The following is a 13,977-nucleotide window of genomic DNA, read 5'->3' on the forward strand; positions in this document are numbered from 1 at the left end:
CCCCTGAAGGGGAGAGAGTACATGAGTCATGTTCACCGCACGCTGATATTAGACACGTTTTCGGGAAAATTTCTCCGTTGCCAGAGGCCGCCGGAGCAGGGGGCATTAAAAAATATCCATCGGGTGCCGCGATTGACACTGATCAATGTTGCGACGCGGTAAAAGAGCGAGAACCTGTGTGCCGGTCTTGCACCGCCGCCGTCTTTACGGCCCCGGTGTGAACCGCTTCTCCCCACCTAAAGGGCGGCCCCGCCTCGTGACGGGCCGCCCCATTTTTTTGGGCAAAGGGCCCAGGCCGCGATCGTGCCTTATGCCGTGCGGCTGGAGCGCGCTTCGCCCAGGATTTCCAGCGCTTCCCTGACGACGTAGAGGCCGATGGCGGCGCCCACGGCAAGGTCGAAGTAGCGCAGGCCCGTGAGCAGCACGGCCACGCCTGCGGCAATGACCGCGGCATTGGCGATCACGTCGGCGCGGGTGAAGATCCACGCCGCCTTGAGGTGCACCTCGTCGCGCCGCTGCTTGCTGAGAAGCCGCAGCACATAGACGTTCACGGCCAGGGCAAGGCCCGCCACGCCGATCATCCAGCCGCCTTCCGGCTCGCCGCCCCACAGTATCCGGCGTGTCACGTCCGCCAGCAGGCCAAGGCCGACAAGCAGCAGCAACGTGCCGCTCAGGCTCGCTGCATTGGTCTTGAAACGGCTGCTGCGGCCGATGGCGGCCAGCGCGATAGCATAGGCGGCGGCATCGGTCAGCATGTCGAGCCCGTCGGCAACCAGTCCGGTGGAACTGGCAAACAGCCCCGCCGTGGTTTCGATCAGGAACATCGCCGCATTCAGGCACAGCGCGATCCACAGCGTCCGCCGCTGCGCATCGGTTTCAACTGCCGTGGGTGTGCATCCGCAATCTGCCATGCGGCGATGTTAGGCTATGCGGCGAGGTCTGCCAATGCGATTGGCCCGCGTCACGTGGCGGGCCGCTGCTACTTCTTGGTGGCGAACCAGATCACGTGCTTGGGGCCCTTGCCGTTGCTGCGGGACGCGACTTTGACTTCATCGACCTCGAAACCGGCCTTCTGCAGGCGGCGGGTGAAGGCCGGATCGGGGCCGGCGGACCAGATGGCGAGCACGCCGTCCGGCGTCAGCGCGCGCTTTGCGGCGCGCAGGCCGGACAGTGAATAGAGGACATTGTTGTCCTCGCGCACGAGCCCGTCGGGGCCATTGTCGACATCGAGCAGGATCGCATCGTAATCGCCGTGCGCACCCTCGATGAAGGGCGCGACGTCTGACATGACAAGTTTCACGCGCGGATCGTCGAGGCACCCGGCGGCAAGGTCCGCCATTGGCCCGCGCGCCCATTCGATGATCTCGGGCACCAGTTCGACCACGGTCACTTCGGCGTTGTCCGGCAGCACTTTCAGCGCCGCGCGCAGCGTGAAGCCCATGCCGTATCCGCCGATCAGCATCGTCGGCCGCACCGGCTTGCCGATGCGTTCGAGCGCCATCGTGGCCAGCGCTTCTTCCGATCCCCACTTGCGCGTGGACATCAGTTCGTTGTGGCCGAGCACGATCATGTAGTCCTTGTCGTGCCGGAACAGCTCAAGCTTCTCGCCGCCCGGGACCCAGGCAGTGTCGAGGAGTTCGCGTTTGATCATCGGTAGAAAGCCCTAAATTCACACACATTTTCGTCATTGCGCGCCCCGAAGGGGCGCGGCAATCCAGAGCGCAGTGGCGCCGCCCTGGATTGCTTCGCTTCGCTCGCAATGACGAAACGAGAGGTCATTTCAGGTCCGGCGCCGTCGCTTCACCCTTGAGCATGGCGATCGCCTCGTCGAGGCTCATCATCTTCTGGTGCTCTGCGCCCAGGGTGCGGACGGCGACGGTGCCTTCCTCCGCCTCGCGCTTGCCGACGACCAGGAGGTGCGGGACTTTCTTCAGCGAGTGTTCGCGCACCTTGTAGTTGATCTTCTCGTTGCGCAGGTCGGTCTCGACGCGCACGCCGGCGGCCTTGAGCTTCTCCGTCACTTCCGCCGCATAGCCGTCGGCATCCGAAACGATGGTGGCGACCACCGCCTGCACCGGGGCGAGCCAGACCGGCAGCTTGCCGGCGAAGTGCTCGATCAGGATGCCGATGAAGCGTTCATAGGAGCCGAAGATCGCGCGGTGCAGCATGACCGGGCGGTGGCGCTCGCCATCCTCGCCGATGTAGCTGGCATCGAGCCGCTCGGGCAGCATCCGGTCGGACTGGATGGTGCCGACCTGCCAGGTGCGGCCGATCGCGTCGGTGAGGTGCCATTCCAGCTTGGGCGCATAGAACGCGCCTTCGCCGGGCAGTTCCTCCCAGCCGTATTCCTCGGTCGCGAGGCCTGCGTCGACCACCGCGTCGCGCAGCTCGGCTTCGGCCTTGTCCCACAGCTCGTCGCTGCCGATGCGGTTGTCCGGGCGCAGGGCGAGCTTGATCGCGTACTTGAAGCCGAAGTCCTTGTAGACGCGGTCCGCCAGTTCGCAGAAGTCGCGCACTTCGGAAACGATCTGGTCCTCGCGGCAGAAGATGTGGCCATCGTCCTGCGTGAACTGGCGCACGCGCATCAACCCGTGCAGCGCGCCGTGCGGCTCGTTGCGGTGGCAGCAGCCGTTCTCGACAATGCGCAGCGGCAGGTCGCGGTAGGACTTGATGCCCTGCTTGAAGATCAGGATGTGCGCGGGGCAGTTCATCGGCTTGAGCGCCATCCACTCGGCCTCGTCCGAAACCAGCGGCCCTTCGTCCTCGGTGTTGGGCGTCTCGTCGGGGATGACGAACATGTTCTCGCGGTACTTGCCCCAGTGGCCGGACTGCTCCCACTGGCGCGCGTCCATGACTTGCGGGGTCTTCACTTCCTTGCAGCCGGCAGCACCGATCGCGCGGCGCATGTAGTCTTCCAGCGCGCGGTAGATCACATAGCCCTTCGGGTGCCAGAACACCGAGCCGTGCGCTTCGTGCTGGAGATGGAACAGGTCCATCTCACCACCGAGCTTGCGGTGGTCGCGCTTGGCGGCTTCCTCAAGGCGGGTCAGGTGTTCATTGAGCTGCTTCTTGTTCAGCCAGCCGGTGCCGTAGATGCGCGTGAGCTGCGCATTCTTCTGGTCGCCGCGCCAGTAGGCGCCCGCGACGCGCATCAGCTTGAAGGCCTGCGGGTCGAGCTTGCCGGTGCTGGGCAGGTGCGGGCCGCGGCACATGTCGAGCCAGTCGTTGCCCGACCAGTAGACCGTCAGCTCCTCGCCTTCCGGCAGTTCGGCCGCCCATTCGGCCTTGAACTTTTCGCCGTCGGCGGTCCACTTGTCGATCAGCTGCTGGCGGGTCCAGGCCTCGCGGCGCAGCGGCTTGTCGGCCTTGATGATCTCGCGCATCTTTTCCTCGATGACGGGAAGATCGTCCATGCCGAAGGGCTCACGCGAGGCAGGCGCCATCACGTCGTAGTAGAAGCCGTCGTCGGTCGCCGGGCCGAACGTGATCTGCGTGCCCGGCCAGAGCGCCTGCACCGCCTCGGCCAGTACGTGGGCATAGTCATGCCGCGCCAGTTCGAGCGCCTCGGCCTCATCGCGGCTGGTGACGAGCGCGAGCTGGGCGTCGCCCTTGAAGGGCCGGGTCAGATCGACCAGTTCGCCGTCGATCTTCGCGGCGAGCGCCGCCTTGGCAAGGCCGGGGCCGATCGCGGCGGCGACATCCGCCGGGGTCGAGCCTTCGGGCATCTCGCGAACCGAACCGTCGGGCAGGCTGATCTTGAACATCTGCGACATCGAACTCGTCTTTCCGTTTTTCCTGTCGGGCCGTTTCCGGCTTTCCGGGCCTTGCGCGCGCCATGGCACAGGCGCGCGCGCGGGTGAAGCTTTGGCGCCGGTTAAATTCAATACGGTTCGGGAGGATGACGCCACGTCCGCCCGAACCCCGGGCGACGGTGGCTGCGTCTTCAGGCCGCGACCAACCGTCCCCGGGTGTACCGGGTAGTGGTGGTGGTAGTCGTGGCGGGACGCTGCTGCATGACGGGAGATGTAGCGATGGGGAGGCGAAATGTCATCTCCCAAGTTTGGTGCGGCGAAAACCTCGCTTGCCTTTCGTATCGCCGGTGTATTTGATATGGCGATCGAAGATATTTTCCTGAGGGGTGAATGACCATGTCCGGCTTCGGGCGCCGTTTGATAGGGATGTGGATTGCTGTGGCAATCGTCCTTGTCGTGGCTCTGGGGCTGTTCAGGGGAGAATCTTCCGGGCCGGACCCACAACGCACCGCGCAGGGCGAGAATTGGGCGCCGGGGCAGAGGACTATTGTCGTTCAGGTGTTGGGGCCGGTTCTCTACTAGAGTGACGTGCACGGCAACTTTTCAGGGTTTTCATCCCGAAGCTGCCTTTCCGGACGCGCCGGCATTGCTGCCGTTGTTTCATTAGTTCAGGATGGGAGAATGAGGCCAGCGTTCCTGCTGTTGTTCGCACTAATGATGTGCTTCACGAGCGCCGCGCTCGCATGTCGATATAATGCGTCACCAAGTGAGCGAATCTACAAGGCAAAGGCAAGGATAGACACGCTCGTGGTGGGTGTCGTTGATAACGCACGATACCTCACATCTGCCGCAGAGCCTGAAAGGGCCTGGTCGGCGACCGTTCGTGTCCAGAAGGTGATTAGAGGCAAGACATTCTCCGCCAACTTTGAAATTTCACGCACTGGGCAATCCAGCATGTGCGATGACGGCGTAAAATTGCCCTCCGTCGGCGATAAATGGGCCCTTTATATTCGGCACACTAACGGCGGAGAATCGGTTGAGCTTGCCTATCCAGTCGCTATTGCCGCCGACATAGACCCGCTTTTTCAAACTACACCCCACATCCGCTGACCCGACCTTCCCGCCGCTCGATGCGCTTGTCGTTCTTCCCGTTGCTGGTCGCTCGCACATGTGGGAATTCGCCCAGGCGGCCTAAGCGCTCAATGCAGCGTAGGCCGCGGCCTGCCGCGTTCGGCCAGGCTGTTCCACAGGGTCATCGCCAGCCACCCCGCGCTCATGCAGACGAACGGCATGACCGGATAGTGAAAGCGTGACTGGCCCGAGAACACCAGGCAGATCAGCGTCGGATAAAGCGCGATGCCATAAGGCAGCAGCCACCAGCCGATCCACCGCTGGCCATTGCGGTGGCGTTTCACCAGCATCACCACGAATGCGGCCGCGAAAGCCAGCATCAGCAAGGCGTAATAGGCCTGGTTGGCATAGCGCACCGCGCGGTAGGCGGTCTCGAAGCGTGCGTATCCGGGCGCGCCGCCCTGATAGGCCCACTCGGCCTCGCCATCGGGCAGCCACAGCCGCATCAGCTTCTTGGGCGCCAGGGCGAGGAACTTGCCGGGGTTGTGTTCGATCCAGTCGAGCCCCAGCCGCTTCGCTTGCGCATCGCGTTCCACTTCGTCGAGGCCGGGGCGGGCCATCAGGTCCTTCACCACCGGCGCATCCGGGGTGTAGTCCCCGGTCGCCGTGTCGTGGTTACCGGTCAGCAGGGTATAGCCGCCATTGGTCGAGATCAGGACCCAGTGGCCGAGCTGTTCATGGTTGCGGATCGTCCAGGGCATGACGGTCAGCATGGCCAGGCCCAGCACCATGAGGCCTTCGCCGAACAGGCGGGGGAAGCTGCGCCACACGTCCTTCCGGCTCAGCCACTCGATGGCGAAGAGCAGCGGGATGACGACCATGGTCTGCGCTTTCACCAGCGTGGCGAAGCCGAAGATCAGGCCGGCGGCGACCAGTTGCCAGCGGCTGGTGCGGGTCATCACGGTCCAGCAGCCCGCCAGCAACAGCATGGTGTAGAACACCTCGGTCAGCGCCAGCGGAACATAACCGATGGCGTTGGGATAGACCGCGAGCAGCAGCAGGCCCATGCGCGCGGCTGCCTCGTTGCGGAACAGGCGGCGGCCCATCGCCAGTGTCAGCAGCCCGGTCAGCATCGCGCTGGCGAGGTTGAACAGGCCAAGCACCACCGGCGAGGCGCCGAACTGGGCAAAGACCAGCGAGAGCGCGATCGGCCAGCCCGGCGGCCAGAACGCGGTCGGCGCCCCGGCATTGTCGAGATAGCCTTTCCCGGCGGCGAGGCTGACGGCGCGGAGGTAATACCATTCGGCGTCGGAAGTGGGCGCCACGTCGATCATCAGCACCGCGACGCGCAGCGCGAAATAGAGTGCCCAGATCATCAGCAGCACCGAACGGTCCGAACCGAACCATTCGAGCCGCAGGGCCAGACGCGACGGGCGCGAGGGGAAACGGAGGATGTCGGCGCTCATGGGGGCCAAGCGATAGCGCCCTGTGCTTAAGATGGCATTATCTTTGTTGGGCCGGGTTGGGCTTGTTCTTCGCTCCCCCGGTCCCCACTATCCGGCGCATGACCGAAACCCGTTTCCACGCGATGCCTGACGGGCGTCAGATCGCCTATCGTTTCACGCCGGGCCAAGGGACGATACCGGCCCCGGCTCTCGTCTTCCTGCCTGGCTACATGTCCGACATGGCGGGAGGCAAGGCCACGGCCGTGTTCGACATGGCGCAGGCCACCGGCTTTCCCTGCCTGCTGCTCGACTATTCCGGCTGCGGCGAAAGTCCGGGGGATTTTGCCGACGGCACGCTCTCGCGCTGGAAGGAAGAGATCCTCGCGCTGATCGCGGCGCTGGGGCTGGAAGAGGTGGTGCTGGCCGGCTCGTCGATGGGCGGCTGGCTGATGCTGCTGGCGGGGCAGGCGCTGGGCGGGAAGCTCAAGGGCCTGATCGGCATTGCCGCCGCGCCGGACTTTACCGAATGGGGCATTCCCCAGATGGACAAGGCCCTGCTGGCCGATGGCGAGACGATCTGGGAGGACAATCCCTATGGCCCCGAGCCGACCCCGACTCATCCCGGCTTCTGGGCCGACGGGCAGGCCAACCGCCAGCTCGAAGGCGAAATTGCGCTCGATTGTCCGGTGCGCCTGCTCCACGGCCAGTGCGATCCCGACGTGCCGTGGGACATTTCGCTGCAGCTGGCGGAAAAGCTCCGTTCAGCCGATGTGCAGGTCACGCTGATCAAGGACGGCGATCACCGCCTCTCGCGCGACTCCGACATTGCCCTGCTGCTGCGCACGGTGGCGGAGCTGGTTCTTCCCCGCGCCGGGGCGGCAGACTGACCGGAGCCGTCCCCTCATGCCCTTTACCCTGCTGCTTCCCCTGATGCTGGCCCAGACCGGCGGAATCGATCTCAACAACCCATACGCTTCCGCCCTGCCGCGCGAGATCGTCGAGAAGAAGGCCGACGAGGACCGCAAGCGGCGCGAGCAGGCGGCGCTGAACGATGTCGCCCTGCCTGCGGCACGCTCGAATGCGGGCTGCATGGGCGCGGTGGAGGCCAATCCCGAGCGTTCGGCGCAGCTCGCGCGCGATGCCATGAAGGATGCGGTCGGGCGCGAGCGCGTGCGCGCCGGGCTGTGCCTCGGCGTGGCGCTCAGCGATCTTGGCCAGTGGGACGATGCGCGCGAGGCTTTCGTGGCCGCGCGCGATGCGGCCGATGCGGGCGATCATGTCAGCCGCGCCCGGCTGGGCGAGATGGCGGGCAATGCCGCGCTGGCGGCGGGCCAGCCCGGGCAGGCGTTGAGCGTGCTCGCGCCTGCCGCCAGCGATGCACAGGCGGCCAGCGACACCGCGCTCACGGCCGCGATCGCATTGGACCGCGCGCGGGCGCTGGTCGCGGTGAAGCAGCCGGACGAAGCGGCTGCGGCTCTGGCGCAGGCGCGCACGGCGGAACCGGACAATGCCCAGGCCTGGCTGCTCTCGGCCACGCTCTCGCGCCGGCAGAACAAGCTGATCGAAGCGCAGACGCAGATCGAAAAGGCGGCCGAGCTGGCGCCGCGCGATCCCGAGATCGGGCTGGAAGCGGGCGTGATCGCCGTGCTCTCGGGCAACGATGCGGCGGCGCGGCGCAGCTGGAATTCCGTGGTGGCCATGGCGCCTGAAAGCGACTCTGCGGCCACCGCGAAGCAATATATCGCCCAGTTGGGGCCGGAGAGTAAGCCGAAGCCATGATACCCCTGTCCGTTCTCGATCTCGTCCCCGTGCGCGAGGGCGGCACAGTCGCCCAGGCGCTGGCGATCGCAGCCGAAACTGCGCAGGTCGCCGAGCGTGCGGGCTACAAGCGCTACTGGGTGGCCGAACACCACGGCATGGAAGGCATTGCCGGGGGCGCGACTTCGGTCGTGCTGGCGCATCTCGGCCATGCCACCAGCACGATCCGCATCGGCGCGGGCGGGATCATGCTGCCCAATCACAATCCCTATGTGATCGCCGAGCAGTTCGGCACGCTCGCCGCGCTGTTTCCGGGCCGGGTCGACCTGGGTCTCGGCCGTGCGCCGGGGGCGGACGGGCGGCTCGCCAATGCACTGCGCAAGGACATCATGAGTGCCGCCGAGCACTTTCCGCAGGACGTGGTGGAACTGCGGGCGCGGTTCGCCGGGCAGGCGGTCGGCGGGGTCGTCTCGCCGCAGGCCTCGGGAGCGGATGTCGAGATGTGGATTCTCGGCTCCAGCCTGTTCGGAGCCCAGCTCGCCGCGATGCTGGGGCTGCCTTATGCCTTCGCCTCGCATTTCGCCCCGGCCATGCTGGACGAGGCGGCGCGCACCTACCGCGAACGGTTCCAGCCTTCGCAGGTTCTGGACAAGCCGTATTTCATGGCGGCGATCAATGTCATGGCCGCCGATAGCGAGGAAGAGGCGCGCTATCTTGCCTCTTCCACCGATCAGAGCTTCGTCGCGCTGCGCATGGGCACGCCGGGCAAGCTCAAGCCGCCGGTGCGCGGCTACCGCGAATCGCTGCCCGCGGCGGCCCGCGCCATGCTGGAACAGGTCCGCTCGGTCAGCGCGATCGGCACGCCCGATCAGGTGCGCGCGGATATCGAGGCCTTTGTCGCGCGTACGGCGGCGGACGAGTTGATTGTCGGCGGCGCCACTTTCGATCCGGCTGCGCAGCAGCGCTCGCTCGAATTGACGATGGACGCACTCGCTGCTGTTTCGTCCTGACTAATGCAGCTCGTGGAAAGACAATTGCGCTTCAGGCATTGACCGCGCGCGTAAATTACGGGAACGGGATCGGCCATGAGCAAAGCAGACGTCGTCATCGTGGGAGCAGGGCATGGCGGGGCGCAGTGCGCCATCGCGCTTCGCCAGAACGGCTTCGAGGGAACCATCACCGTCATCGGCCGCGAGCCGGAATATCCTTATGAGCGCCCGCCGCTCTCCAAGGAATATTTCGCGCGCGAGAAGACGTTCGACCGCCTCTATATCCGCCCGCCGACGTTCTGGGCCGAGAAGGACATCACCTTCAAGCTCGATACCGAAGTGACGGCGGTCGATCCCGCGGCGCACGCGCTGACTCTCTCGAACGGCGAGACTTACGGCTACGGCAAGCTGGTCTGGGCGACCGGCGGTGATCCGCGCCGCCTGTCCTGCGCGGGCTCGGACCTCGCCGGCATCCACGCCGTGCGCACCCGCGAGGATTGCGACACCCTGATGGCGGAAGTCGATGCGGGCACGAAGAACGTCGTCGTCATCGGCGGCGGCTACATCGGCCTCGAAGCGGCGGCGGTGCTGTCCAAGATGGGCCTCAAGGTCACGCTGCTCGAAGCGCTGCCGCGCGTGCTGGCCCGCGTCGCGGGCGAAGAGCTGTCCGCCTTCTACCAGAAGGAACACGCCGATCACGGTGTCGACCTGCGCACCGGCGCCATGGTCGACAGCCTTGAGGGCGATGGCCGCAAGGTTACGGGCGTCAAGCTGGCCGATGGCGAAGTGATCCCGGCCGAGGCGGTGATCGTCGGCATCGGCATCGTGCCTGCCGTCGCGCCGCTGATCGCGGCGGGCGCGGCGGGCGCCAATGGCGTGGATGTGGACGAATATTGCCGCACTTCGCTGCCTGATATCTACGCGATTGGCGACTGCGCGGCTTTCGCCTGCGACTATGCGGGCGGCAATGTCATGCGCGTCGAATCGGTGCAGAACGCCAACGACATGGCGACTTGCGTGGCCAAGGCGCTGTGCGGCGATGAAAAGCCGTACAAGGCATTCCCGTGGTTCTGGTCCAACCAGTACGACCTCAAGCTGCAGACGGCCGGCATCAACCTGGGCTTCGACCAGACGGTGATCCGCGGCAATCCGGACGATCGCACGTTCTCGGTGGTCTATCTGAAGCAGGGCAAGGTCGTCGCGGTCGACTGCGTCAACATGGTCAAGGACTATGTGCAGGGCCGCAAGCTGGTGGAAGCCGGCGCAGCGCCGGATATCGAGAAGCTCGCCGACAAGGACGTGCCGCTCAAAGAGCTGATGTAATCTCATATTCCTTCCCGAGCTTGCTCGGGGAGGGGGACCGCCAGCGAAGCTGGTGGTGGAGGGGGAGCAGGCCCCTCCGTCAGCCGCCTTCGGTGCCTGCCACCTCCCCATCGCTTCGCGACAGGGAGGAGTGGAGCCGTCGCGCCGCCCATTGCGCGGCGTCTGTCACTGCCGGGTCGGGATCGCTCCGCAGCGCTTCCACTTGCGCCAGCAGGTCCCGCTGTCCGCCGTTCCCCGCCGCATAGAGGCAATTGCGGACGAACCGGTCCCGCCCGATGCGCTTGATCGGGCTGCCGGAGAACAGCTTGCGAAAGCCCGCATCGTCGAGCGCCAGCAGCTCCGCCAGCCGCGGTGCGGTCAGTTCGGCGCGCGGGAGGAAGGCCTTCATCGTGTGCGCGGTTCCGGCGAACTTGTTCCAGGGGCACACGGCGAGGCAATCATCGCAGCCGTAGATGCGGTTGCCCAGGGCTTCGCGCAGGTCCTCGGGCACGGGCCCCTTGTGCTCGATGGTGAGGTAGCTGACGCAGCGGCGGGCATCGAGGCGGTAGGGGGCCGGGAAGGCGCTGGTCGGGCAGGCGTCCTGGCAGGCGTGGCACGATCCGCAGCGATCGCGCGCGGGCGCGGAGAGCGGCAGCTCCAGCGTCGTGTAGATCTCGCCCAGGAACAGCCAGGACCCGTGCTCGCGGCTGACCATATTGGTGTGCTTGCCCTGCCAGCCGAGCCCGGCCGCGGCGGCCAGCGGCTTTTCCATGACCGGCGCGGTATCGGTGAAGACCTTGACGTCCGCCGGGCCGATCCCGCGCTTGTCCGCTTCCGCCACGATCCAGCGCGCGAGGTGCTTGAGCGCCTTTTTCACGGCGTCGTGATAATCCGCCCCTTGCGCATAGACCGAGATGCGCCCGGTTTCGGACCTTCCGGCAAGGCGCAGCGGATCCAGCGCGGGGGCATAGCTCATGCCCAGCGCGATCACGCTTCTGGCTTCGGGCCACAGGCCCTGCGGCGAACGGCGGTGGTGGGCGCGCCCTTCCATCCACTCCATGGTGCCGTGCAGCCCTTGCGCCAGCCATGCGTCGAGCCGGTCCGCGCGGTCCGCGTCCTCTTCTGCCCCGGCCACGCCGAAAGCGCAGAAACCCAGAGCCCGCGCCTCGGCTTCGAGATCGCGTGCGAAGGCGCTTAGCGCGGTCTTAACCAGACCTGCGTCAGGACGGCCGGATGTGGTAGGAGCAGGAGACTGCATGAGGGCAGCACTAGGAGATTGGCCCGTGACCGGCAATGCAGCGATGCCTCACGGGCTGGCCCCGGACCGTCCTCTCGCGATCGAGGCCCGCGGGCTGGTGAAGCGCTTCGACGGTTTCACCGCCGTTGATGGCGTGGACCTGTCGGTGCCCGAAGGCGCGGTCTATGGCATTCTCGGCCCCAATGGCGCGGGCAAGACCACGACCTTGCGGATGCTGCTGGGCATTATCGATCCCGATGCGGGCTATCGCCGCCTGCTCGGCGCGGAGCGGCCGCACGATGTCGCCCATGCCATCGGCTACCTGCCCGAGGAGCGCGGCCTCTATCCCGCCATGAAGGCGGCCGAAGCCATTGCCTTTATCGGTGCCCTGCGCGGGCTGCCGCTGAAAGAGGGCCGCCGCCGGGCGTATGAACTGCTCGAACAGCATGGCCTTGGCTATGCGGCCGACCGCCAGATCCGCCAGCTCTCCAAGGGCATGGCGCAGCAGGTGCAGATTCTCGGCACGCTGGTGCACAAGCCCCGGCTGGTGGTGTTCGACGAGCCGTTCTCGGGCCTCGATGCGCTCAACCAGGGCAAGCTGGAGCGGATGATGCGCGGCCTTGCCGAACAGGGCACCACGGTCATTTTCTCCACCCACGTGATCTCCCATGCCGAGCGATTGTGCGATGACGTGGCGATTATCGCGGGCGGCAAAGTGCCGTTTGCCGGTCCGGTCGATGTCGCGCGGGATCGTATTCCCGCACAGGTCCGGCTGGAAACGCGCAGCGGTGACGGGCCGTGGCGCGCGGCGCTGCCCGCCGATGCCAGGCGTGATGCAAAGACCGATGCCAGGGGGGAAGGGGGCGCCTTCTGGTATTTCCCGCTGCCCGAAACCGGGATCGAGCCGCTGCTGCGCGCCTTGATCGAAGGCGAGGCGGGCATCCTTTCGCTCTCGATCGAGCGGGCCGGGCTGCACGATGCCTTTGTCGCCATTGCCGGCGAGGCTGCTGCGCGCGCGCTCGAAGAGGGCAATCCCGGGGAGATGGGCCGATGAGCACGGCTGAACAAATTGGCGGACAAACGGGCCGCCTTTCCGTCCTTGCCGCTGCCTGGGTCGTGGCCCGGCGCGATTTCGTGGCGATCCTGTTTTCGCGCACGTTCTTTTTCTTCCTGCTCGGACCGCTGTTTCCAGTGATCGTGGGCGTGCTCGCGGGCAGTGTCGGCAGTCATGTCGACCAGACCGCCGTCCAGCCCGAAGTCGGGATCGTCATGACCGGCCCCGATGCCGATGCCGTGGTGCGCGCGCGCGATGCCCTTTCGGACCGGCTCGGGACGGGGTTGCCCGCCCTCGTCGTGCTCAAACGGCTCGAACCGGGCGAGACTTACGATCCCGCGCGGGCCTTTGCCGGGCGGCAGGCCAATATCGCCGCGGTTCTGTCCGGCACGCCGCAGGCTCCGGTGCTGACCGGGCCGAAGGACCGGATCGAGGGCTGGAGCGGCGGCATGGCGATGATCGCCGCGCAGGCGGTGGCCGGGCCGCTCGGCCCCTGGCCGGACGTCGCGCTCAGGACCACCGCGACCAGCAACGCCAATGAGCGTACCGGACGGCTCCGGACCGCGCAGTCGGCGCAGATGATGCTGTTCCTGCTGACGATGATGCTGGCAGGCATGGTCCTGTCCAACCTCGTCGAGGAGAAGGGCAACAAGATCATCGAGGTTCTGGCCGCCGCGATTCCGATGGAGGCGGTGTTCCTCGGCAAGTTGTTCGCGATGCTGGCGGTTTCGCTGGTCGGGATCTCCGTGTGGGGCGGGATCGGGATCACGCTCTATCTCGCGGCCGGTTCCGCCGTGCCGCATCTGCCGGAACCGGCGGTGGGCTGGCCGCTGTTGATTGTCCTGGGGGTGATCTATTTCTCGATGGCCTATCTGCTGCTGGGTTCGGTGTTCCTCTCGATCGGCTCGATGGCGACGACCGTGCGCGAAGTGCAGACGCTCTCGATGCCGGTGACGATGCTGCAGCTCATGGTCTTCTTCCTCGCCAGCTATGCGATGACCCAGCCGGGCAGCGGGATCGAGCTGTTCTCCGTGTTCTTTCCCTTCAGCTCGCCCTTCGCGATGCTGGCGCGCGCGGCGCAGGACCCGGCCTTGTGGCCCCACGCCCTGGCCGTGCTGGGGCAGGGGGTCTGCGTGCTGCTGCTGGTGCGCGCGGGCGCGGCGATCTTCCGCAAGCGGGTGATGAAGTCCGGGCAGGCCGGGCCGAGGCGCAAGGGCCGCCGCGGCTGGATGAAGCGCCGTGAGCCGGATGCGCCGGGGGCAGCTGCGCAAAACGTGTAACCAAGAGGGCGGTCAGGCCGAATTGACTCGCGGGCGGTGCTCCCGGCATGGAGGGGGGCGCGCCTTTTGGTGGCAGAAACAAGGAGAGC

Annotated in this window: 12 protein-coding genes; 7 read left to right on the forward strand and 5 right to left on the reverse strand. The window is 66.3% G+C overall.

Annotated elements, in window-relative coordinates; all coding sequences use genetic code 11:
• Positions 1-308: 308 nt before the first annotated feature.
• The 3 genes from NN5_RS07470 to thrS all read right to left on the reverse strand — a co-directional run bounded on the left by NN5_RS07470 (position 309) and on the right by thrS (position 3,773).
• Positions 309-911: a cation diffusion facilitator family transporter gene (locus NN5_RS07470; protein ID WP_067733504.1), complete on the reverse strand. Its 603-nt coding sequence runs from the start codon at positions 909-911 to the stop codon at positions 309-311.
• 68 nt (positions 912-979) lie between these two features.
• The gene (locus NN5_RS07475) at positions 980-1,651 is read right to left on the reverse strand and encodes a spermine/spermidine synthase domain-containing protein (RefSeq protein WP_067733506.1); all 672 of its coding nucleotides are present in this window, start codon (positions 1,649-1,651) and stop codon (positions 980-982) included.
• Positions 1,652-1,775: 124 nt separating this feature from the next.
• The gene (gene thrS / locus NN5_RS07480; RefSeq protein WP_067733508.1) at positions 1,776-3,773 is read right to left on the reverse strand and encodes a threonine--tRNA ligase; all 1,998 of its coding nucleotides are present in this window, start codon (positions 3,771-3,773) and stop codon (positions 1,776-1,778) included.
• 660 nt (positions 3,774-4,433) lie between these two features.
• Between thrS and NN5_RS25710 the strand changes: the two genes are divergently transcribed.
• Positions 4,434-4,862 carry a hypothetical protein gene (locus NN5_RS25710; RefSeq protein ID WP_157081052.1) on the forward strand — a complete coding sequence of 143 codons (429 nt, stop codon included), beginning with the start codon at positions 4,434-4,436 and terminating at the stop codon, positions 4,860-4,862.
• A gap of 89 nt (positions 4,863-4,951) precedes the next feature.
• Here the strand turns inward: NN5_RS25710 and NN5_RS07490 are convergent, their stop codons facing one another.
• Positions 4,952-6,289 carry an ArnT family glycosyltransferase gene (locus tag NN5_RS07490; RefSeq protein WP_067733512.1) on the reverse strand — a complete coding sequence of 446 codons (1,338 nt, stop codon included), beginning with the start codon at positions 6,287-6,289 and terminating at the stop codon, positions 4,952-4,954.
• A gap of 98 nt (positions 6,290-6,387) precedes the next feature.
• Between NN5_RS07490 and NN5_RS07495 the strand changes: the two genes are divergently transcribed.
• The 4 genes from NN5_RS07495 (at position 6,388) to NN5_RS07510 (ending at position 10,338) form a co-directional block, all read left to right on the forward strand.
• A complete protein-coding gene (locus NN5_RS07495) occupies positions 6,388-7,155 on the forward strand; it encodes an alpha/beta hydrolase (protein WP_067733514.1) in 768 nt (255 codons plus the stop codon).
• 16 nt (positions 7,156-7,171) lie between these two features.
• Positions 7,172-8,047, forward strand: coding sequence for a tetratricopeptide repeat protein (locus NN5_RS07500; protein WP_067733515.1), 876 nt, complete (start codon positions 7,172-7,174; stop codon positions 8,045-8,047).
• A complete protein-coding gene (locus tag NN5_RS07505; RefSeq protein WP_067733517.1) occupies positions 8,044-9,036 on the forward strand; it encodes an LLM class flavin-dependent oxidoreductase in 993 nt (330 codons plus the stop codon). The genes NN5_RS07500 and NN5_RS07505 overlap by 4 nt, the downstream gene beginning before the upstream one ends.
• Before the next feature lie 75 nt (positions 9,037-9,111).
• Positions 9,112-10,338 (forward strand): NAD(P)/FAD-dependent oxidoreductase, encoded by a 1,227-nt coding sequence (locus tag NN5_RS07510; RefSeq protein WP_067733519.1) that lies wholly within the window; start codon positions 9,112-9,114, stop codon positions 10,336-10,338.
• Positions 10,339-10,417: 79 nt separating this feature from the next.
• Here NN5_RS07510 and queG read toward each other — a convergent pair whose 3' ends face one another.
• Positions 10,418-11,575, reverse strand: a complete 1,158-nt coding sequence (gene queG / locus NN5_RS07515; protein WP_084384799.1) for a tRNA epoxyqueuosine(34) reductase QueG — start codon at positions 11,573-11,575, stop codon at positions 10,418-10,420.
• On the opposite strand from queG, the gene NN5_RS07520 reads away from it, so the two are divergent.
• Together NN5_RS07520 and NN5_RS07525 are read left to right on the forward strand one after the other, a co-directional pair.
• Positions 11,574-12,608 carry an ABC transporter ATP-binding protein gene (locus NN5_RS07520; RefSeq protein WP_067733521.1) on the forward strand — a complete coding sequence of 345 codons (1,035 nt, stop codon included), beginning with the start codon at positions 11,574-11,576 and terminating at the stop codon, positions 12,606-12,608. The genes queG and NN5_RS07520 overlap by 2 nt on opposite strands.
• On the forward strand, positions 12,605-13,888 hold the full coding sequence (locus tag NN5_RS07525) for an ABC transporter permease (RefSeq protein WP_067733523.1): 1,284 nt from the start codon (positions 12,605-12,607) through the stop codon (positions 13,886-13,888). Before NN5_RS07520 ends, NN5_RS07525 begins: the two co-directional genes overlap by 4 nt.
• Positions 13,889-13,977: the final 89 nt, after the last annotated feature.

Origin of the sequence: Novosphingobium naphthalenivorans NBRC 102051 (assembly GCF_001590985.1) — a bacterium.
GTDB lineage: Bacteria > Pseudomonadota > Alphaproteobacteria > Sphingomonadales > Sphingomonadaceae > Novosphingobium > Novosphingobium naphthalenivorans.